This is a genomic window from Streptomyces sp. NPDC085932, assembly GCF_044540525.1.
Lineage (GTDB): Bacteria > Actinomycetota > Actinomycetes > Streptomycetales > Streptomycetaceae > Streptomyces > Streptomyces levis.
This window is the reverse complement of sequence record NZ_JBITSJ010000001.1, coordinates 1,156,927-1,176,293: the sequence shown is the minus strand read 5'-3', so window position 1 is coordinate 1,176,293 and position 19,367 is coordinate 1,156,927. Positions and strand designations below refer to the sequence as shown.

The following is a 19,367-nucleotide window of genomic DNA, read 5'->3' as shown; positions in this document are numbered from 1 at the left end:
GCCCCGGTCGGCACTGCCCGGCCGGGGCGGAGCGTCCGTCACCAGTCGCGGGTGGCGATGAGCTCCTCCACGTCGGCGTCCGGGAAGCCGTAGGTCCGGGCGACGAACCGGAAGGCCTCCGCCAGCTCCTCCCGTGCCACGGTCTCGAGGTCGCTGCCGGCCTCCTCGAAGGCGCTCTGGAGGTCGTTGAACTCCTCCGTGGCGGCCCGGGTCAGCGCGTACAGCGCCGCCAGGTCCGCGGGCTGCTCGGCCTCGATGCGCGCGCACAGCCGCAGCAGGATCTCCCGGCCGCGGTCCAGTACGTGGTCGGGGTAGTAGTCGTCCTCGTAGAGCGCTTCGAGGAACCGGTGCGTGGTCACTTCACGGTTGCCGACGGACATGCTGCGATCATGCACCAGGCCACTGACAACCGCCCCGGAGCCGCCCCATGCCCCCCGCCGCACCGTCCTTCGCGCTGCTGCCCGGCGCCGCCCGCTCCCCGGTGATCCTGCACGTGCCGCACGCCGCGCGGGACCTCCCGGGCGACGTGCGCGCGGGGATCGTGCTCGACGACGAGGAGCTCGCGCGGGAGCTGGACCACATCACCGACGCGCACACGGACCGGCTCGCCGAGGCGGCGGCCGGCCGCGCCGCGGTGACGCCGTGGCGGTTCGTGAACCGGCTGTCGCGGCTGGTCGTCGACCCGGAGCGGTTCCCGGACGAGCGCGAGGAGATGCGGGCCGTCGGCATGGGCGCGGTGTACACCCGGACCACGCACGGCGCGGCGCTGCGACCCGAGGACTTCGAGGCCGGTCCGCTCGTCGAGCGTTACTTCCTGCCGTACGCCCGGTCGATGACCCGGGCCGTGACGGACCGGCTGGCGGCCACCGGGCGGGCCGTGATCATCGACGTGCACTCCTACCCGAGCCGCCGGCTGCCCTACGAGCTGCACGGGGACGGGCCCCGGCCGCCGGTGTGCCTGGGCACGGACGCCTTCCACACCTCACCGGCCCTGCTGGCGGCCGCCCGGGAGGCGTTCGGGGAGACGGGTCTGGACAGCCCGTTCGGCGGGACGTACGTGCCGCTGGAGTTCTACGGGCTCGACCCGCGGGTCGAGGCGCTGATGGTGGAGATCCGCCGGGACACCTACATGACGGAGCCGGGCGGTGCCGCCGGGCCCGGACTGGAGCGGCCGGCCGGCGCGCTCGCCGCGCTCGTCGACGCGGTGTCCGGCTGAGCCGTCACCGGCCGGAGCACTCCGGCGCGACAGGGGGTGAGAGCACGGCGAGGGTGGGGCCGCGGACCCTGCCCTGCGCCTGGTGAACGGGGCTCGCGGGGAGGGGTTCAGGCCCGTAGCCACTCCGTGACGACGATGTGCGCGTCCGTGCGCAGCCGCAGGGCGAACGGGCCGGACAGGGGTGTGTCGGCGGTGAAACGGCCCAGGTCGTCCGCCGTGAGCGGGGTGCCGGGGCGCGGGCCGCCCAGCACCTCGATGCGGGCCGGCTGCGGGGGCAGCACCTGACCCATCAGGCCGTCCTGGGTCACCTCGACGTCGACCGTCACCTCGCCCGCCCGGAAGGTCAGCATCCGGGGGGTGGCGGGGGCGCCGCGCACCGGGAGGGCGTCGACCAGGGAGTCGAAGGTCAGCTCGGCGACCCGGGCGTCCAGGTCGTGCAACGCGTAGGCGTCCACGGCCAGTTGCTGGAGTTCCGCGGGGACCGGGTCGAGGACGGCGGCGGCCCGCCGCAGTTCCTCCTCCAGCAGTCCGTCGTCGAACTCGGTGTCGTCGAAGTCCGCCGCACCGAACAGGTCCTCACCGTCGCCGTCGCCGTCGTCCAGGCCGTGCCGGTCGTCCGTGCCGTCCGTGCCGCTCACATCGCCCCCCGCGCCTCTAGCCGGGCCCGCAGCCGGCGCAGACAGCGCTGGCGCAGCGGCCCGATGCTGCCCACCGCGATGCCGAGCGCGGCGGACACCTCCTGGTAGCTGGGCGGCGGCGTGGCCATCAGCACCCGCAGCAACTGCCTGCAGCGCTCGCCCAGTTCCTCGAACTCCTGCCACAGCCGCCGCACGCGCTCGCTCTGGGCGGCGGCCTCCTCGGAGTCGAGCAGCGACTGTTCCGGTGTGCCGTCCTCGCTGATCCGGTCCAGCAGCCGTGGATCGTCGGTCAGGGTCAGCCGCTGCGCGCTCCTGATCACCTTCAGGCACTCGTGGCGCGCGGTGCTCGCCAGCCACGCGCCCGCCTTGTCGGGCTCGCGGATCCGCCCGAGGTGCTGAGCGAAGCGGAACCACGCGGTCTGGTACACCTCGTGGGCGTCCGCGTCGGAGAGCCGGTGGGCGCGCACCACGGACCACACCAAGGGGCTCAGCCCTTCCACGAGCGCCTTCCAGGCCGCCGCGTCGCCGTCGGCCGCGGCCTGGACGAGCGCGCCGGCTTCAGTACGTTCCACGGCAGCCCCACCCCTCGTGTACGGCACGTCATCGTACGCCGAGGAGGGGGCGGCTCCGGCCCTCACAGGCCGGGAGCCTGGCGCACGACCGGCACCGGGCGCCAGGTCGGCGGCCGCAGCGCCGGCACCTGGGCCCCGCGCACTTCGGCCACCCCGGCCGCGGTGGCCAGGAGTTGGCGCCGGGCCGCGCGCGGGTCGGTCTCCTTGTGGGCCGTCATGTGGGCGGCGATCATGCCCACGGTCACGGGGGTGGCGAAGGAGGTGCCGCTCCACTGCGCGTAGCCCTCGAACATCACCTGGTCCGGCTTGGCGGCGTTGCCCTCGTCGCTGAGGACGCCGCTGTGGCGCGGGTGCCGGCAGGTGCAGTCGTAGGTGAAGCCGTAGCGGCAGGCGTCGTAGGTGGAGTGCTGGTAGACGTACGGGACGGGTGTGTCGAAGCCGGTGAGCGCGCCGGTGAGGCGCTCGCCGGGGGCGTACACCTTCACCCAGGGGCCGTGGTTGGTGAAGCAGGCGCCGTGCTCGCCGTCGCTGCGCAGCGCGCCGACCGACAGCACGGAGTCCTCCCAGCCGGGCAGGTCGGCGTAGGCGGCGGGCCAGAAGGGGCTGGCGGCTGCGTTGTTGCCGGCGGCGGCGACCAGCAGGGTGCGCTGCGCGCGCAGTTCCCGCATGAAGTTCTCCACGCCGAGCAGTCCGTCGGTGCGGCCGTTGGAGGTGCCGGCGGAGAGGCTGAGGACGTCGGGCCAGCCGTCGGTGTCGACGGCCTCGAAGAGTTTCTCGCCGAACTCCGACTCCAGGATGGCGCCCGCGTCGTTGAGGGTGCCGCGGACGGTGATGTCGGTGTTGGGCGCGACGGCGGCGACGAGCCCGGCGATGAACGTGCCGTGGCCGACGTACTGCTGCAGGATGCCCTGCTCGTCGCACTCCTGGAGCTGGGCGTCGCCCTCGGTGTGGGCGAGCAGCCCGCAGGAGCGGTAGTCGTGCATGAGACCGGTGTCGACGACGAGGACGCCGACGGCGGTGCCCGGGTCGTGAGGCGCGTCGGCGGGCGCCGGGTTGGGTGGCTCGCTGAGCGGGGCGGGGACCGGTTCGTCGCCGGGGCAGGCGTTGACCGCGATGTGCACCACGTGGTTGCGGGCGACCATCCGGTGACCCGCCCGTGCCTCGCGCTCGCGCACGGACCGCAGCGCGTGGGCGACGGCCCGGTCCGCTCCGCGGTGTCCCTCGCCGGGGTCGCCGACCCGGATCCGGGTGACACCGCTGCGGTTGGCGGGCGGGCCCGCGCGGCGGACCTGCTCCTGGTCGAGGTCGGGCGCCGCGGTGAAGTGGGCCCGTACGGTGTCCTCGACGATCTGTGCCTCCTCGCCGTCGCGGACGAGGACGACGCCCTTCTCGTACATGAACTCGGCCGAGTCGTCGGGCCCCATGGCCAGGGGGACGCCGGGCATCGAGCGCTGGATCTGCTCGAACTGCTCGTGGAATCGCTGAGGTGCCATGGCGGGTCCTCCCGTGGGTGCGACGGCGGCGGTCGGTGCGCGGAGCGGTCGTCGATTCTGTCGGCATGAGTCGCCGGGCGGGTTTTTGATACAGCTCCGAACCTGTGGGGTGCGGTTCGGTGGCACTACCATCCGTGGAGTGACGGCGGGAAGCGACTCGGTGCTGGAACTGCTGCCGATGGTGTTCGCCGACCCGGGTGAGGCCCTCGCGAGGGCCACGGCGCTGCTGGACGCCGGCCCCGCGCCGCTGCACGCCTCCGTCGCCCACCAGGTGATCGGCATCTGGCAGCGGGACTTCGGCGATCTGCGGCTCGCGCTGCACCATCTGCGGCGGGCCCGGGAGTGCGCGGCGCGGGCCGGCTCGGCCGACCGGGAGGCGGACGTGCTGGCCACCACGGGCGTGGCGCTGGTGCACGCGGGCCGCACCCGGGAGGGCCTGGCGGCGTTCGAGCGGGGTGTGGCGCGGGGCGGCGGGCTCACCCGGGCACGGGTGCTGTACCGGCGGGCGTACGTGTGGTGGGTGCTCGGCCGGCACCGCGAGGCGCTGGAGGACGTGCGCCGTGCCGTGCCCGTGCTGCGGCAGGCGGAGGACGTGATCTGGACGGCCCGGGCGCTGACCCTGCGGGCGACGGTGCACCTGGCGCTCGGCGCGGTGGAGCGGGCCGAGGCGGACTTCACCGCGGCCGAGGCGCTGTGGGAGACCACCGGCCAGGAGCACGACAAGGCCGACGCGGTGGAGAGCCGGGGGCTGGCCGCGTTCCGCTCCGGGGACGTGCCCGCGGCGCTGCGGCTGCTGGACGAGGCGGAGGAGCGCTACGCCCGGCTGGGCACACCGACGTTCATGCTGAACATCCGGCGCTGCGAGGTGCTGATGGCGGCCGGGCTGGCCCCCGAGGCGCTGGCGGAGGCGGACGGCGCGATCGGGAAGCTGGACGGGATCGGCGGGCAGTCCACCCGCAAGGCGGAGCTGCTGCTGGCCGCCGCGCGGGCCGCACGGCTGGCCGGGGACCCGCACACCGCGATCGCCCGGGCCGCCCTCGCCGTACGGCTGTTCGCGGGGCAGCGGCGCACCTGGTGGGAGACGCACGCCCGGCTGGTGCTGACCGAGGCGCGGCACGCGGCCGGGCGGGGTTCGGGGCGGCTGGTCGCGGACGCCGCCGCGGTGGCCGGGAAGCTGGCGTCGTTCGGTGCTCCGGCCGCGCCGGAGGCGTCGCTGCTCGCGGGACGGATCGCGCTGGATCTGGGCTGGACGGCGGACGCGGAGCGGCATCTGGCCGTCGCGGCGCGCAGCCGGCGCAGCGGTCCGCCGCTGGCGCGGCTGACGGGCTGGTCGGCGCAGGCGCTGCGGGCCCGGGCCGCCGGGTCGGCGAGGGGCGTGCTGGAGGCGTGCCGGCGGGGCCTGGACGTGCTCGACGACCACCGGATGACGCTGGGCGCCTCGGAGTTGCGGGCCCGGGCCACCGAACAGGGCGCGGAGCTCGCGGCGTTGGCGCAGCGGGCCAGTCTGGTCTCGGGCGGGCCCCGGCGGCTGCTGGTGTGGAGCGAGCGCTGGCGGGCCACGGTGCTGGCGACACCGCCGACCCGGCCGCCCGCAGACCCGGAGCTGCTGAGCGGCATGACCGCCTTCCGGGAGATCGCCTCGCGTGCGGAGGCCGCGCGGATGGAGGGCCGGCCGGTCGTGGCACTGGAGCGGGAGCAACGGCGGCTGGAGCGGGCGATCCGGTCCCGGACCCTGCACATGCGGGGCGAGGCGCCCGGGGACGGTGACCGGTTCGACGTGGACCGGCTGCTGGCACACCTCGGCGACGAGACGCTGCTGGTGGAACTCGCCGTGCTGGACGGCCGGGTGCAGGTGCTGGTGTGCGGGCGGGGACGGGTGCGCCGGTTCGAGGCGGGGCTGCTGGCCGAGGCGGAGCGGGAGGCCGAGCACGTGCAGGCCGGGCTGCGGCGCCTGGCGCATCCGGGGGCGGACGCGCGGCTGCCGGTGGTGGAGGCGGCCGGGCGGCGTCTGGAGGAGCTGCTGCTGGGGCCGGCCGCTGCGCGGCTGGGCAGTGGGCCGGTGGTGATCGTGCCGCCGGGGCGGCTGCACCGGGTGCCGTGGGCGCTGCTGCCGTCGCTCAGGGAACGGGTGCTCAGCGTGTCGCCGTCGGCGGGCAGTTGGCTGCGCGCCCGGGAGACGGTGCCGCCGCCGGACGGCCGTCATGTGCTGGTGCGCGGGCCGGGCCTGGCGACGGGCGGCGCGGAGGTGCCCGAGCTGGCCGGCCGGTATCCGGGCGCGACCGTCCTGGAGGAGGCGCGGGCGCGTGTGCCCGGGGTGTTGCGGGAGCTGGACGGGGCGGCGCTGGCGCACATCGCCGCGCACGGCACGTTCCGTGCGGACAGCCCGTTGTTCTCCGCTCTGCGGATGGCGGACGGGCCGATCGTGGTGCACGACTTCGAGCGGCTGGACCGCAGCCCGTACCGGATCATCCTGTCCTGCTGCGACACGGCACGCTTCGCGTCCGTGGGCGCCGACGAACTGCTCGGCCTGGTGACCGCGTTGCTGCCGCTGGGGACGGCCGGGGTGGTGGCGTGCAGCGCGCCCGTCAACGACGCCGCGGTGGTGCCGCTGATGCTGGCCCTGCACAAGGGTCTCGGCGCCGGCCTGTCCCTCGCCGAGGCCCTGCGCGACGCCCGGGCCGCCCTTCCGGGCGACGCCCTGCACCAGGCGACGGGATGGGCGTTCTCGGCGTTCGGAGCGGCCTGAACCGAACGCCGCGCAGGGCCGGCGGCAGCGCCCGGTTCCGCCGGGGGCGTGGGGCGGAGTCGGTTCCGGCGGAGGTAGGCGGCGGAGCCGGTTCGGTCGGTGGGCGGGTCAGGCCGCCTCGGGGGTGTCCGTCAGCCAGGGCAGGGACGCGCGGTCGCTGGCGCCCAGGCGGGCGTAGGCGCTGTACAGGTGGTTGCCGACGGTGCGGATCGACAGGGTGAGGCGTTCGGCGATCTGGCGGTTGCTCAGGCCCGCCGCGGCCAGGGCGACGATCTGCCGCTGCCGGGCGGTGAGTTCGCCGAGGGCCAGCCCGGCCAGAGCCGGTGTGCGGGCGCCCTCGCAGCGGCGGGCCAGGGCGACGGCCCGGGCCCGGGAGTGCCGGGCGGCGCGCGGGTCGCGGTGGGCTCCCACGGCCTGGGCGTGGGCCTCGGCGGCGAACAGCGTGAAGCCCCGCCGTTCCAGCTCCCCGGCCACCTCGTCCAGGGCGGGGCCGTCGGCGCGGGTGAGCGCGTCGGCGTGCCGGGCGAACACGCCGCTCAGCCGGTCGATGACCTTCTCGGGGGTGCCCAGCCGGACGGCGTCGTAGGGGTCGGCGAGGTCCGCCAGGGCGGTGTCGAGGTCGCCGCCGCTGCCCGACGGACCACCGGCCCGGGCGAGTTCCGCCCGGCAGGACGCGTCCCCGGGGTCGCCGCGCAGGCCCTCACGTGCCCAGGCCGCGGCCTCCCGCACCTCTCCGCGCAGCCGGGCGAACCGGGCCCGGACGGCGGCGTACCGGCCCGGCAGGGGGTCGCCCTCGGCGACGAGCCACTCCCCCACCGGCGCCGGCGTCGCCCGTACGTCGTCCTCCTCGATCCGCCGGGCCAGCGCGGCGCGCTCGGCGTCGAGGGCCGAGGCGTGTTCCCGCGGGGACCGGACCAGCCGGCGCGCCCGCAACCTGCCCGCCGCGGCGCGCAGCACGGGACCGTACAGCGGGTGCGCGAGGCGTACGGCACCGGTGTCGTCGACGTGGACCAGGCCGTCGGATTCCAGGACTTCGAGGGCGGCGAGGTCCAGGCCGTCGGGGTCGGACGGCAGGGGTTCGGCGAAGGCGAGGCGGTCCAGGGTCTCGCGTTCGCGCGGGCAGGTGCGGCCGAGGACGTGGGCGGTGCGTTCGCGGACGGCCGGGGTCAGCGGCACCGGGCCCCGCCAGGCCCTTTCGCCGGTTTCCGGTACGGGGGTCAGCCGGGTGCGGACCGCGCCGAGCAGTTCGCGCAGCAGCCGCAGGTCGCCCCTGGCCAGCCCTTGCAACCGCCGGACGGTGAGCGGGTCGAGGGGGCCGGCGCCGGCCGTGAGCAGCTGGGCGGTCGCCTCCTCGGACAGCCGCTCCAGGGTGAGGCGCGGCAGCAGTTCGCCGGTCCACAGCCGGGAGATCGCGCCGGGCACCGGGGCGCCGTCCGTGGCCACGACCAGCAGGCGGACGCGGCCGTCCACGGCGAGCTGGTGGACCAGCGTGGCGGAGGCGTCGTCGAGCAGGTGGGCGTCGTCCACCAGGAGGGTGCGTACCCCGGCCAGGAGCTGGACGGCGCGGTGCAGGGTGACCGGTTCGGGCAGCAGGTGCGCGAAGGCGGCGAAGGGGATGGACCGGCTCTCGGGCGTGCCGGCCGCCCGGGCGCAGTCGGTGCCGCGGACCGCCTCGGTGACCAGGCGGGTCCTGCCGCAGCCGGCGGGGCCGGTCACCACGATGCCGCGGCGGCTGCCGGTCAGGGACCGGCGCACCAGCTCCAGTTCGTCCTCCCGCCCGGCGAACGGCCAGGGCAGTTCCAGCGTCGTCGCGTCCCTCTGGTAAGTCGTCACACAGACATGAGCGCGGCTACTCACGTTTGATACAGGGCGACTTGAGTAGCCCTCGACTCAGGTGCCCGGGGCGGGCCGCACGGCAGGCTGTGGCCCATGACCGCACGCTACTGCTCGCTGGCCCAGGCGCCGGCGCCCGCCTTCGCACCGGGGCTGGCCGCCGAGCGGCTGGGCGCGCTGCACGGCGGGCGGCGGATGTGGGTCAACGGCACCGTGCTGCACTACTGGTTCTTCGACGGCGACGTCGACGCGTCCGTCATCCCCGTGCCGGGGACGGGGATGACGCGACGGGTGCCGTGGGCCGGTTCCGAGGAGCAGCGGGACGTGGTGCGCGGGTGTTTCCGCCAGTGGCAGGACCTCGGCATCGGGATCTCCTTCGCCGAGGTCGAGGACCGCTCGGAGGCCGAACTGCGCATCGGGTTCCAGCTCGGCGACGGCTCGTGGTCGGCGGTGGGCCGGGACGCGCTGCTGGCCGGCCGGCACGAGCGCACCATGAACTTCGGCTGGGACCTGACCGCGCCCGGGGAGCGCGGCACGGCCCTGCACGAGATCGGGCACGCGCTCGGCATGGTGCACGAGCACCAGAGTCCGTTCGCCGGCCTGCACTGGGACGACGAGGCCGTGTACGCCGAACTGGCGGGCCCGCCGAACCACTGGGGCCGGGAGCGGACGCACCGCAACATCCTGCGCACGCTCGGCCCGGACGAGGCCAACGGCTCCGTCTGGGACCCGCAGTCGATCATGGGGTTCCCGTTCCCGTCGGGATGGATCCTGGAGCCGGAGCGGTACCGCGCGGGCATCGACCCGCCGGGCACCCTGTCGGCCGCCGACAAGGAGTTCGCGCTGCGCTGGTATCCGCCGGCCGACCGGGAGCCGCCCGCGCTGGTGCCGTTCCGGTCGGTGCCGCTGGGACTGGGCCCGGGCGAACAGGCCGACTTCGTCGTCGACCCTCCGGAGACCCGCACGTACACAGTGGGCACCTTCGGCGACGGCGACGCCGTGCTGGTCGTCTTCGAGGAGCGCGAGGGGGAGCCGCGGTACCTGGCGGGCCGGGACGACGGGGGGACCGCGCGGAACGCCACGATCGGCGCGCGGCTCGTGAAGGGCCGCCGCTACATCGTCCGGGTACGCCTGTACTCCGCGTGGGGTGCCGGCGAGACGGCGGTGATGTGCTGGTGACGGCACGCGCCCGCCGCACGGACACCTGAGCCACAGTCCGGCACCGGGGGAGCGGTCGAGGACGTCGCCCATGGGGGTGGGTGACGTCCTCGACCACGCCACGCGCCCTCCCCCGACGACGGGGCCACGGATCTGCGCGCCCGCCCCGGTGACCGGGTCACGGACCTGTGCGCCTCCCCGACGGCCGGGCCACGGACCTGTGCGCCCGCCCCGGCGACCGGGGCACGAACCCTGCGTGCCCTCACCGGCCCGGCGGCCGTGTCCGGTGGGCCGTGCGCCGCCCCGCGTCCACCGCCGCGTACAGGTCGCGCCACGCCGCCGCCAGCCGTCGGGCGTTCTCGGCTTCCAGCTTCCGGGCGATCTCGTCGCCGTCGATGCCGAGACGCTCCAGCCGTCGCCACACCTCGGCGGCCGCGTGGTGACGGCCCATCAGCGTGTCGCCGCACAGGGTCAGGCGGTGGGCGGCCGCCTCCAGGGTGGTCAGGGTCATCGAGGTGATCGTGCCCCAGGTGACGAGCCGCTCCACGTACCTGGTCGGGGGTGAGGACGGGTGGGTCACGGCGGTGGACGTCCACATCAGCCGCTGCGGGTGGCCCCCCGCGGCGGCCAGGGGCCGCCAGCCGGCGCCGCCGAACCAGTCGTCGTACAACCGGTACAGATGGCGGGCCCGCGCCACCGCGGCCTCGCCGCGCAGCGCCAGGGCGTCCGGGGTGCCCAGTTCCTCCAGCCGGGCGTCGACCTCGGCGTCCAGCAGACCCACCGGCAGCGAGACGACCGAGGAAAGCGCCGGGAGCCGCCGCCCGTCGGCCAGCGCGCGCCGGAGTCCGTCCCCGTAGGCGTCGAGCGCCTCGCGGTAGCGCGCCACCGAGAAGACCCCGGTGACGTGGACCGGGAAGCCCTCCCCGACGCACTCCCTGATCGCGGCGATCCCCTCGGCGGTGGCCGGCAGCTTGACCATCGCGTTCGGCCGGTTCACCGCGCGCAACGCCTGCTCGGCTTCCGCCACGGCCGACTCGGCGTCGCGGGCGAGACGCGGGTCCAGGTCCATCGACACCATGCCGTCCAGACCCCGCGTGGCCTGGTACACCGGCCGGAGCTCGTCGCAGGCCCAGCGGACGTCGTACGCCGCCACCGCGCGCACGGCGTCGGCGGCGCAGATGTCCTCGGAGGCCAGGCCCGCGAGCTGTTCACGATAGGCGTCGTCGGTCTCGACCGCCGCGGCCAGCGCGGCCGGGTCGGACGTCGCGCCCCGGACCCCCGTGCGCGCGATGAGCCGGGTCAGGCACCCGGAGGCCAGGTGGCCGCGGGTGAGTCCGTCCAGCCAGGGCGAGACGCCCTCCGCGACCAGTTCGTCCAGCTCCAGCACGCCCGGTTGCCTCTGCCGGTCCGACATGGCGGGTCGTCACTCCTTGCTGACACGTCGCGAGTTCAAGCGTCTCCGTCAGGTTATTCGCATGCACCCGAGATGAACTACGGGTGACGTGGCACATTGGCGCAAAGTGGTTCCGACATCGACTTGATGAAGTAGCGGCTATTTGACGAAGTGCGCCGGACGCGATTGGGCCCGCCTTCGTTTTCGATACAGGATCGGAGCGAACAGCCGGCCCGAGGTCCGGCACGGCCACTCCGTCTGCCGAGGGAGCACCGCGTGCGTGACCACACCGCCGTCCTCGACGGCCCTGCACGGGACCTGTCCGCATCCCGCACCGCGGACCGGTGCCGAGCGCTCGCCACCTGGGCGAACGACCTGTTTTCCGTCGCCCCGCCCGGTCGGGGCTCCCGGGGCGGACGGGCGAACGGTCCCTCGGCGCCCGGCCGGGCCGGGCCGCGCACGGGCCCGTGACGGCCGTTCCGGTTGCGCGGTCCGCCGTCCACGCCGGATGACCAAAAAAGCATCACCTGCCGACCGGCAAGGCATTTGCCGGGCAGGCGGATTGGGTGCCCCGCGACGGGATCCACCGTAAAGCGAGCAATTCCCGCCCGCGGTGTTCCCCGGCCTATCCCACGACCCGAGGCATCACCACAGCCATCACCCGAGCTATTACGCGTGCCGAACAATGCGGCGGTCGTCGCGCCCCGGCGCGCGGACGGGCACCACCCGCACGGACCGCGGCGGCGCCGCTCGTGCGGCTTGTCCGATGACCGGCGGCCCCGGCCCGCCCCGGTGCGCGCCACGGCCCCGCCGGCCCACGTCCGAGACCCGCACGGCTGCGCAGTCACGGGGTTCTTCCCTGCCCCGGCGATGGCGCGCCGAGTCATGCCATTCGCCGAAGGAGACACCAGTGGACGACGCACTGCTCGACATCAAGGACAAACCGGCCCAGCAGCAGCCCGAGTGGGGTGATGCGGCCCGGGTGCGGCAGGTCGCGGAGACGCTGGCCCGCCGCCCGGCCCTCGTCGACGCGGAGGACGTCGACACGCTGCGCTCGCTGCTGGCCCGGGTCGCCTCCGGCCAGGCCCTGGTCGTCCAGTCCGGTGACTGCGCCGAGGACCCCGCCGAGTGCACGCCCGGCTATGTCGCCCGCAAGACGGCCGTGCTGGACCTGCTGGCCGGCGCCCTGAAGATGATCACGCACAAGCCGGTGATCCGGGTGGGCCGTATCGCGGGCCAGTTCGGCAAGCCCCGCTCCAGCCCCACCGAACTGGTGGGCGGTGTGGAACTGCCGTCCTACCGGGGCCACATGGTCAACGGCCCGGAGCCCGACCCGGAGAGCCGGCGCCCGGAGCCCCGGCGCATCCTGGACTGCTACGCGGCGGCCGGTGAGATCATGACCCACCTCGGCTGGCGGAACACCGGACGGCGGCACACCATCGAGCCGCCCGTGTGGACCAGCCACGAGGCACTGATCCTCGACTACGAACTGCCCATGGTCCGCCGCGACGAGCGGGGCCGGCTCGTCCTCACCTCCACGCACTGGCCCTGGATCGGTGAGCGCACCCGCCAGCTCGACGGCGCCCACGTCGCCCTGCTGTCCCGGGTCGCCAACCCTGTCGCCTGCAAGATCGGCCCGAACGTGACGCCCGACGAACTGCTCGGCCTGTGCGAACGGCTCGACCCCGGCCGGGAGAAGGGCCGGCTGACCCTCATCGCCCGCATGGGGGCCGCCACGGTCGGCGACCGGCTGCCGAAGCTGGTGGCCGCGGCCCGTGCGGCCGGGCATCCGGTGATCTGGCTGACCGACGCCATGCACGGCAACACCGTCACCCTGCCGGGCGGGCTCAAGACGCGCTACATGGAGACGATCGAGCGCGAGATCCAGGAGTTCCAGGAGGCCGTCCGCTCCGAGGGCGGGATCATCGGCGGGCTGCACCTGGAGACCACCCCGGACGACGTCACCGAGTGCGTCCCCAACGACGCCTGCGCCGACCACGTCGCGGACAAGTACACGACCTACTGCGATCCGCGCCTCAACCCGAGTCAGGCCGTCGCCGTCGCCTCGGCCTGGCTCGGCTGACCGCTCGGCCACTCCCCCGCCCGGCCGGGACACGGCGGCCGGGCCGACACGCAGATGAGGAGGTCTGGAAGATGGACGGAAAGGTCGCACTCGTCACCGGAGCGGCGGGCGGCATCGGTGAGGCGGTGGCGCGCGCCCTCGGTGAACGCGGCGCGGTGGTGGGTGCCGTGGACCGCGACGCCGACCGGCTGCGCCAGGTGGTGGACAAGCTGCGCGCGGACGGCCTGGAGGCGCTCGCCCTGCCCGCCGACGTCACCGACGCCACCGAGGTCGACGCCGTCGTCGACGAGGCCGAGCGGCGCCTCGGCCCGCTGGAGTACCTGGTCAACGGTGCCGGTGTGCTGCGTCTGGGCACCGTGCGCCACCTCACCGACGAGGACTGGACGACGACGTTCGCCGTCAACGCCACCGGTGTCTTCCTGATGTCGCGGGCCGTCGTCAACCGGATGCTGCCGCGCCGGCGCGGCGCGATCGTCACCGTGGCGTCCAACGCCGCGGCCACCCCGCGGGTGCAGATGGCCGCCTACGCCGCGTCCAAGGCGGCGGCCACCATGTTCACCAAGAGCCTGGGCCTGGAGGTCGCCCGGGACGGCATCCGCTGCAACGTGGTCGCGCCGGGTTCGACCAGCACCCCGATGCTCACGTCCATGTGGCACGACGAGTCGGGCCCGAAGCACACGGTGGAGGGACGGCTGGACGCCTTCCGGGTCGGCATCCCGCTGGGCAAGCTGGCCCGCCCCTCGGACGTCGCCGGCGCGGTCGCCTTCCTGCTGTCCGACGAGGCCTCCCACATCACCCTGCACGAACTCACCGTCGACGGCGGCGCCGCGCTCGGCGCCTAGGCCCCAAGTCCCCACCGACGTCAGGCGACCAGGAGAAGACCCCATGGCAGGCATACCCGAGATCTCTCCCTACCCGATGCCGACGGCCGGCGACCTGCCCGGCAACGTCGCCCAGTGGTCCGTCGACCCGGACCGCGCCGTGCTGCTGGTGCACGACATGCAGCGCTACTTCCTGCGGCCGCTCCCCGAGGACCTGCGCGAGGAACTGGTGCGCAACGCCCGGCAGGTGCGCGAGCACTGCGCCGCGCTCGGCGTGCCGGTGGCGTACACGGCGCAGCCCGGCGGCATGACCGACGAACAGCGGGGCCTGCTGAAGGACTTCTGGGGCCCGGGCATGCGCACCGCGCCCGCCGACCGGCAGGTCGTCGACGAACTGGCCCCGGCCGACGGCGACTGGCAGCTCACCAAGTGGCGCTACAGCGCCTTCTTCCGCTCGGACCTGCTGGAGCGGATGCGCGCCGCGGGCCGGGACCAGCTGGTGCTGTGCGGTGTGTACGCCCACGTGGGCGTGCTGATGACCGCGGTCGAGGCGTTCACCCACGACATCCAGCCGTTCCTGGTGGCCGACGCGACGGCCGACTTCTCCGAGTACCACCACCGGCTGGCCCTGGAGTACGCGGCGCAGCGCTGCGCCGTCGTCGTCACCACCAAGGAGGTCCTGGCATGACCGGCACCCCGAGCGGCGATCTGCTCGGCCGGATCCTGGGCGAACGTCCCCCGGCCGCCTACGCCCTGCTGCACCGCCCCGAGACGACGGGCCCGGGCGTGCTGGACGTCGTCGCCGGCGAGGCGACCGAGCCGCGCACCCTCGCCGAACTGCCCCTGCCGGACGACCCGGAACCGGCCGCCGGCCCCCGCCACGAGGTCCTGGCCCTGGTGCCCTACCGGCAGATCGCGGAGCGCGGTTTCGACTGCCCCGACGACGGCACGCCGCTGCTCGCGATGACCGTCACGGGTCAGGCCACCGTGCCCGTCGCGGAGGTGCTGACCCGCATCCCCGACCTGCCCGTGGAGCTGTCCGGCGGCCGCTTCGACGTCCCGGACGAGGAGTACGCCGCCACCGTCCGCCGGGTCGTCAGGGACGAGATCGGCACCGGGGAGGGTGCCAACTTCGTCATCAAGCGCACCTACACCGCCGACATCACCGGCTACACCCCGCGGCACGCCCTGGCGGTCTTCCGGCGCCTGCTGCAGCGCGAGAGCGGCGCCCACTGGACGTTCCTGGTGCACACCGGCTCCCGCACCCTCGTCGGCGCCACTCCGGAGCGGCACATCAGCCTGCGCGAGGGCCTGGCGGTGATGAACCCGATCAGCGGCACCTACCGCTACCCGGCCACGGGCCCGACCCTGCCGCAGGTCCTCGACTTCCTCGCCGACCGCAAGGAGGCCGACGAGCTGTACATGGTCGTGGACGAGGAACTGAAGATGATGGCCCGGATCTGCGAGTCGGGCGGCCGGGTGGTCGGGCCGTACCTCAAGGAGATGGCGCGCCTCGCCCACACCGAGTACTTCATCGAGGGGCACAGCACGCGGGACCCGCGCGACATCCTGCGCGAGACGCTGTTCGCCCCGACGGTCACCGGCAGCCCGCTGGAGAACGCCTGCCGGGTCATCAAGCGGTACGAGCCCGAGGGCCGCGGCTACTACAGCGGCGTCGTCGCGCTCATCGGCCGCGACGAGCACGGGGAGCGGGCCCTGGACTCCTCGATCCTGATCCGCACCGCCGACATCGACGACTCCGGCCGGCTGCGGATCGGGGTCGGCGCCACACTCGTGCGGCACTCCGACCCCGAGAGCGAGGTCGCCGAGACGGCGGCGAAGGCGGCGGGTCTGCTCGCGGCCATCGAGAGCGAGGGGCCCTCCCGGTTCGCGCACCACCCGCGGGTCCTGGCGGCCCTGGAGCAGCGCAACTCCGCCCTGGCCGGCTTCTGGCTCGCCGGGAGAGGCGCGGCGGCGGACCCGGACCCGGTGCTGAGCGGCCGCCGGGTGCTGGTCGTCGACGCCGAGGACACCTTCACGTCGATGCTCGACCACCAACTGCGCTCGCTGGGCCTGCGGGTGACGGTCCGCCGGTTCGACGAGCCGTACTCGCCGGACGGGTACGACCTCGTCGTCATGGGGCCGGGGCCGGGCGACCCCCGCGACGTCGAGCACCCCAAGATCGCCCATCTGCGGACCGCGGTGCGCACTCTGCTGGACGAGCGACGCCCGTTCCTCGCCGTCTGCCTCAGCCACCAGACGCTGTGCACCCTGCTCGGCTTCCCGCTGGTACGCCGGGTGGTCCCCAACCAGGGCGTGCAGCGGGAGATCGATCTCTTCGGGTCCGGGGAACGGGTCGGCTTCTACAACACGTTCGCCGCCCGCGCCGAGGAGGACAAGGCCGAGTGCGACGGGGTCGGCGTGGTGGAGGTCAGCCGCGATCCCGACACCGGCGAGGTGCACGCCCTGCGCGGCCCGCACTTCGCGTCGATGCAGTTCCACCCCGAGTCGGTGCTCACCCAGGACGGCGTGCGCATCGTCGGCGACCTGATCAAGGAGGTCCTCCCCGGCGTCGACGGGGTCCTCCCCGGCGCGACGGGAAAGGAGCGCGGCACCGTTGAGCAGGTTGCGCTGGCTGACCGCGGGTGAGTCCCACGGTCCCGCACTCGTGGCGACGCTGGAGGGTCTTCCCGCCGGCGTGCCGATCACCACGGACATGGTGGCGGACCATCTCGCGAGGCGGCGGCTGGGCTATGGCCGCGGTGCCCGGATGAAGTTCGAGCGGGACGAGGTCACTTTCCTGGGCGGGGTCCGGCACGGCCTCACCCTCGGTTCCCCGGTGGCGATCATGGTGGGCAACACCGAGTGGCCGAAGTGGGAGCAGGTCATGGCGGCCGATCCGGTCGATGCGGAGGTGCTGGCGGGTCTGGCCCGCAATGCCCCGCTGACCCGTCCGCGTCCCGGGCACGCCGATCTGGCGGGCATGCAGAAGTACGGCTTCGACGAGGCCCGGCCGATCCTGGAGCGGGCCTCGGCGCGGGAGACGGCGGCCCGGGTGGCGCTGGGGGCGGTGGCCCGCTCCTACCTGAAGGAGACCACCGGTGTCGAGATCGTCTCCCACGTGGTGGAGCTGGCGGCGGCGAAGGCGCCCAAGGGTGTCTACCCGAGGCCGGGGGACGTGGAGCGGCTGGACGCGGATCCGGTGCGCTGTCTGGACGCGGACGCCTCCAAGGCGATGGTCGCCGAGATCGACCAGGCCCACAAGGACGGCGACACCCTCGGTGGTGTGGTGGAGGTCCTGGCCTACGGTGTGCCGGTGGGGCTGGGTTCGCACGTGCACTGGGACCGCAAGCTCGACGCCCGCCTCGCGGGCGCGCTGATGGGCATCCAGGCGATCAAGGGCGTCGAGATCGGCGACGGCTTCGAACTGGCCCGGGTGCCGGGCTCCGAGGCGCACGACGAGATCGTCGCGACCGGGCAGGGCGTCAGGCGGGCTTCGGGCCGCTCCGGCGGCACCGAGGGCGGTCTGAGCACCGGCGAACTGCTGCGTGTCCGCGCGGCGATGAAGCCCATCGCGACGGTGCCGAGGGCGTTGCGGACGATCGACGTCACCACCGGTGAGGCCGCACAGGCCCACCACCAGCGCTCCGACGTGTGCGCGGTCCCGGCCGCCGGGATCGTGGCGGAGGCCATGGTGGCGCTGGTGCTGGCGGACGCGGTGGCGGAGAAGTTCGGTGGCGACAGCGTGGCCGAGACCCGCCGGAACGTCACCTCGTACCTCGACCACCTCGCCGTGCGATGAGCGGCCCGCTGGTCGTGCTGGTGGGCCCGATGGGCGTGGGCAAGTCCACCGTCGGACGGCTGCTGGCCGAGCGGCTCGGGGTGGCCTACCGGGACACCGACGACGACATCGTCGCCGCACAGGGCCGGACCATCGCCGAGATCTTCGCCGGCGAGGGCGAGGACGCCTTCCGCGCGATCGAGGCGCGGGCGGTGGCCCGCGCCCTCGCCGGGCACGGCGGTGTGCTCGCCCTCGGCGGCGGCGCGGTCCTCGACGCCGGCACACGCGCGCTGCTCGCCGGGCTGCCGGTGGTCTTCCTCGACGTCGACGCGGGCGAGGCGGTCCGGCGGATCGGCCGGGACCCGGGCCGGCCGCTGCTGGCCGGTGATCCGCGGCGGCGGTGGCGTGCGCTGGCCGAGGCACGCCGTCCGTTGTACACGCAGGTCGCCCGGGCGGTGGTCGACACCACCGGGCGGGCTCCGGCGGGTGTCGTCGAGGCCGTGCTGGCGGCGCTGGCCCCGCGAGCGACGCACGTCTGAAGGCACTCACGAAGAACTCCCCGCCACTCGGCGGGGAGTTCTCGTATGACCGCGCGCCCGTCACCGCCGGGCGGCGAGGAAGTCGTGCAGCAGCCGTTCCTCCTCGGCGGTGAGGGGGAGCCCGAAGGTGGTGCGCACGGCGTCCACGGCCTCCTGGGGGCGCAGGACGCGCAGGCGCTGCTCGCCGCTGCGGTACTCGGTCATGAACTCGGTGTTCTTCAGCCGGTACCGTTCCTCGTCGTTGGCCCGCTGGACCACGAGCTGCCCCACGAAGGGCGAGCCGGGGCGGGTGGAGCTGACGAAGTGGGCGGCCTCGAAGTCGACGGCGTACTGCGGTTCGGTGCGGAAGGCGTAGATGTCGAACCAGCCTTCGGGGCGCCGGTACTGCAGGAGCCAGTGGCCGTCCTCGGTCGTCAGCCGCCACGACCAGCCGGCGACGGTGCTCTCCGCTTCCGGGTGGAGGGCGAGGGGTTCGATCAGCGCGGCGTAGCCGTAGCCGGGGTCGGCCAGCCACACGGTGTCGTCCGCCCGCACGAGCAGGGCCGTGTGGGAGCGGAACCGGCGCTTGGCGCTGCCCTCGCGGATGCGGACCAGGAGCCGGGTGACGGGGAAGCCGAAGCGGTCCAGGGCGGCGGCGAACAACAGGTTCGTCTCGTAGCAGTAGCCGCCGCGGCCCGCCTGGACGATCTTGCGCTGGACGGCGTCGATGTCGAGGGAGACCGCGCGGCCCAGGGCGATGTCGACGTTCTCGAAGCAGACGGAGTCCCGGTGGGCGCGGTGGAGGGCGCGCAGCGCCGCGAGTGAGGCCTCGCGCGGCCCCCGGTAGCCGACGCGGGCGAGGTAGGCGTCGAGGTCGAGGCGTTCGCTGCCCCACTCCGGGGAGTCGTCGACCAGGAGGGGCAGGCCCGAGGGGTCCATGAGCGTGGTGTCCATGAGCGTCCTTCCGCCGGTGCGGGAGAGAGGGGTCGGATCGCACGGCGTGGGGCGCGCGGCCCCGCCGGGGGGCGCGCCCCCCCCCCCCCGCCCGGGGGGGGGTGACCCCACCACCCCGACCGCGTACTCCATCACCCCCCCCTCGAACTCCACCAGGCGCA

Annotated in this window: 16 protein-coding genes; 9 read left to right on the top strand and 7 right to left on the bottom strand. The window is 74.6% G+C overall.

All coding sequences use genetic code 11. From position 1 onward, the window contains the following. Positions 1-38 precede the first annotated feature (38 nt). Entirely contained in the window at positions 39-380 is a 342-nt protein-coding gene (locus tag ACIGAQ_RS04785; protein WP_362285163.1) for a DUF5713 family protein, read from the bottom strand. Between the two features lie 47 nt (positions 381-427). Here ACIGAQ_RS04785 and ACIGAQ_RS04780 point away from each other — a divergent pair, with 47 nt between their 5' ends. Beyond that, on the top strand, positions 428-1,216 hold the full coding sequence (locus ACIGAQ_RS04780; RefSeq protein ID WP_399779162.1) for an N-formylglutamate amidohydrolase: 789 nt from the start codon (positions 428-430) through the stop codon (positions 1,214-1,216). Between the two features lie 107 nt (positions 1,217-1,323). Here ACIGAQ_RS04780 and ACIGAQ_RS04775 read toward each other — a convergent pair whose 3' ends face one another. From ACIGAQ_RS04775 to ACIGAQ_RS04765, 3 genes are all read right to left on the bottom strand, one after another. Further along, positions 1,324-1,788 carry a hypothetical protein gene (locus ACIGAQ_RS04775; RefSeq protein WP_399780676.1) on the bottom strand — a complete coding sequence of 155 codons (465 nt, stop codon included), beginning with the start codon at positions 1,786-1,788 and terminating at the stop codon, positions 1,324-1,326. A 62-nt stretch (positions 1,789-1,850) separates the two neighbouring features. Then, positions 1,851-2,426, bottom strand: coding sequence for a sigma-70 family RNA polymerase sigma factor (locus tag ACIGAQ_RS04770; protein ID WP_311689123.1), 576 nt, complete (start codon positions 2,424-2,426; stop codon positions 1,851-1,853). Between the two features lie 62 nt (positions 2,427-2,488). Further along, positions 2,489-3,919 carry a S8/S53 family peptidase gene (locus tag ACIGAQ_RS04765; RefSeq protein WP_399779160.1) on the bottom strand — a complete coding sequence of 477 codons (1,431 nt, stop codon included), beginning with the start codon at positions 3,917-3,919 and terminating at the stop codon, positions 2,489-2,491. 178 nt (positions 3,920-4,097) lie between these two features. Between ACIGAQ_RS04765 and ACIGAQ_RS04760 the strand changes: the two genes are divergently transcribed. After that, complete coding sequence (locus ACIGAQ_RS04760; protein ID WP_399780673.1) at positions 4,098-6,665, top strand: CHAT domain-containing protein; 2,568 nt, start codon at positions 4,098-4,100, stop codon at positions 6,663-6,665. A gap of 108 nt (positions 6,666-6,773) precedes the next feature. Here ACIGAQ_RS04760 and ACIGAQ_RS04755 read toward each other — a convergent pair whose 3' ends face one another. Next, positions 6,774-8,498, bottom strand: a complete 1,725-nt coding sequence (locus tag ACIGAQ_RS04755; protein ID WP_399779158.1) for a LuxR C-terminal-related transcriptional regulator — start codon at positions 8,496-8,498, stop codon at positions 6,774-6,776. A 96-nt stretch (positions 8,499-8,594) separates the two neighbouring features. Between ACIGAQ_RS04755 and ACIGAQ_RS04750 the strand changes: the two genes are divergently transcribed. Next, entirely contained in the window at positions 8,595-9,677 is a 1,083-nt protein-coding gene (locus ACIGAQ_RS04750; RefSeq protein ID WP_362285174.1) for a M12 family metallopeptidase, read from the top strand. A 241-nt stretch (positions 9,678-9,918) separates the two neighbouring features. Here ACIGAQ_RS04750 and tal read toward each other — a convergent pair whose 3' ends face one another. Further along, a complete protein-coding gene (tal, locus tag ACIGAQ_RS04745) occupies positions 9,919-11,070 on the bottom strand; it encodes a transaldolase (RefSeq protein WP_399779155.1) in 1,152 nt (383 codons plus the stop codon). An 889-nt stretch (positions 11,071-11,959) separates the two neighbouring features. Here tal and ACIGAQ_RS04740 point away from each other — a divergent pair. The 6 genes from ACIGAQ_RS04740 to ACIGAQ_RS04715 all read left to right on the top strand — a co-directional run bounded on the left by ACIGAQ_RS04740 (position 11,960) and on the right by ACIGAQ_RS04715 (position 18,273). Then, complete coding sequence (locus ACIGAQ_RS04740) at positions 11,960-13,132, top strand: 3-deoxy-7-phosphoheptulonate synthase (RefSeq protein ID WP_311689113.1); 1,173 nt, start codon at positions 11,960-11,962, stop codon at positions 13,130-13,132. A gap of 71 nt (positions 13,133-13,203) precedes the next feature. Beyond that, positions 13,204-13,974 (top strand): 2,3-dihydro-2,3-dihydroxybenzoate dehydrogenase, encoded by a 771-nt coding sequence (locus tag ACIGAQ_RS04735; protein ID WP_399779153.1) that lies wholly within the window; start codon positions 13,204-13,206, stop codon positions 13,972-13,974. A gap of 43 nt (positions 13,975-14,017) precedes the next feature. Further along, the gene (locus tag ACIGAQ_RS04730; protein ID WP_362285185.1) at positions 14,018-14,641 is read left to right on the top strand and encodes an isochorismatase family protein; all 624 of its coding nucleotides are present in this window, start codon (positions 14,018-14,020) and stop codon (positions 14,639-14,641) included. Continuing rightward, the gene (locus ACIGAQ_RS04725) at positions 14,638-16,602 is read left to right on the top strand and encodes an anthranilate synthase family protein (RefSeq protein WP_399779151.1); all 1,965 of its coding nucleotides are present in this window, start codon (positions 14,638-14,640) and stop codon (positions 16,600-16,602) included. Before ACIGAQ_RS04730 ends, ACIGAQ_RS04725 begins: the two co-directional genes overlap by 4 nt. Next, positions 16,571-17,755, top strand: a complete 1,185-nt coding sequence (aroC, locus tag ACIGAQ_RS04720; protein ID WP_399779149.1) for a chorismate synthase — start codon at positions 16,571-16,573, stop codon at positions 17,753-17,755. The genes ACIGAQ_RS04725 and aroC overlap by 32 nt, the downstream gene beginning before the upstream one ends. Then, positions 17,752-18,273, top strand: coding sequence for a shikimate kinase (locus ACIGAQ_RS04715; protein WP_399779148.1), 522 nt, complete (start codon positions 17,752-17,754; stop codon positions 18,271-18,273). The genes aroC and ACIGAQ_RS04715 overlap by 4 nt, the downstream gene beginning before the upstream one ends. A gap of 60 nt (positions 18,274-18,333) precedes the next feature. On the opposite strand, the gene ACIGAQ_RS04710 is transcribed toward ACIGAQ_RS04715, so the two are convergent. Continuing rightward, positions 18,334-19,206: an arylamine N-acetyltransferase gene (locus ACIGAQ_RS04710; RefSeq protein WP_399779146.1), complete on the bottom strand. Its 873-nt coding sequence runs from the start codon at positions 19,204-19,206 to the stop codon at positions 18,334-18,336. Between the last annotated feature and the right edge of the window lie 161 nt (positions 19,207-19,367).

What these genes read in the sequence shown, in the direction of transcription:
- ACIGAQ_RS04785 (WP_362285163.1), bottom strand. Translation starts at nt 380, where the DNA reads ATGTCCGTCGGCAACCGTGAAGTGACCACGCACCGGTTCCTCGAAGCG.
- ACIGAQ_RS04780 (WP_399779162.1), top strand. Translation starts at nt 428, where the DNA reads ATGCCCCCCGCCGCACCGTCCTTCGCGCTGCTGCCCGGCGCCGCCCGC.
- ACIGAQ_RS04765 (WP_399779160.1), bottom strand. Translation starts at nt 3,919, where the DNA reads ATGGCACCTCAGCGATTCCACGAGCAGTTCGAGCAGATCCAGCGCTCG.
- ACIGAQ_RS04760 (WP_399780673.1), top strand. Translation starts at nt 4,098, where the DNA reads ATGGTGTTCGCCGACCCGGGTGAGGCCCTCGCGAGGGCCACGGCGCTG.
- ACIGAQ_RS04750 (WP_362285174.1), top strand. Translation starts at nt 8,595, where the DNA reads ATGACCGCACGCTACTGCTCGCTGGCCCAGGCGCCGGCGCCCGCCTTC.
- tal (WP_399779155.1), bottom strand. Translation starts at nt 11,070, where the DNA reads ATGTCGGACCGGCAGAGGCAACCGGGCGTGCTGGAGCTGGACGAACTG.
- ACIGAQ_RS04735 (WP_399779153.1), top strand. Translation starts at nt 13,204, where the DNA reads ATGGACGGAAAGGTCGCACTCGTCACCGGAGCGGCGGGCGGCATCGGT.
- ACIGAQ_RS04730 (WP_362285185.1), top strand. Translation starts at nt 14,018, where the DNA reads ATGGCAGGCATACCCGAGATCTCTCCCTACCCGATGCCGACGGCCGGC.
- ACIGAQ_RS04725 (WP_399779151.1), top strand. Translation starts at nt 14,638, where the DNA reads ATGACCGGCACCCCGAGCGGCGATCTGCTCGGCCGGATCCTGGGCGAA.
- ACIGAQ_RS04715 (WP_399779148.1), top strand. Translation starts at nt 17,752, where the DNA reads ATGAGCGGCCCGCTGGTCGTGCTGGTGGGCCCGATGGGCGTGGGCAAG.
- ACIGAQ_RS04710 (WP_399779146.1), bottom strand. Translation starts at nt 19,206, where the DNA reads ATGGACACCACGCTCATGGACCCCTCGGGCCTGCCCCTCCTGGTCGAC.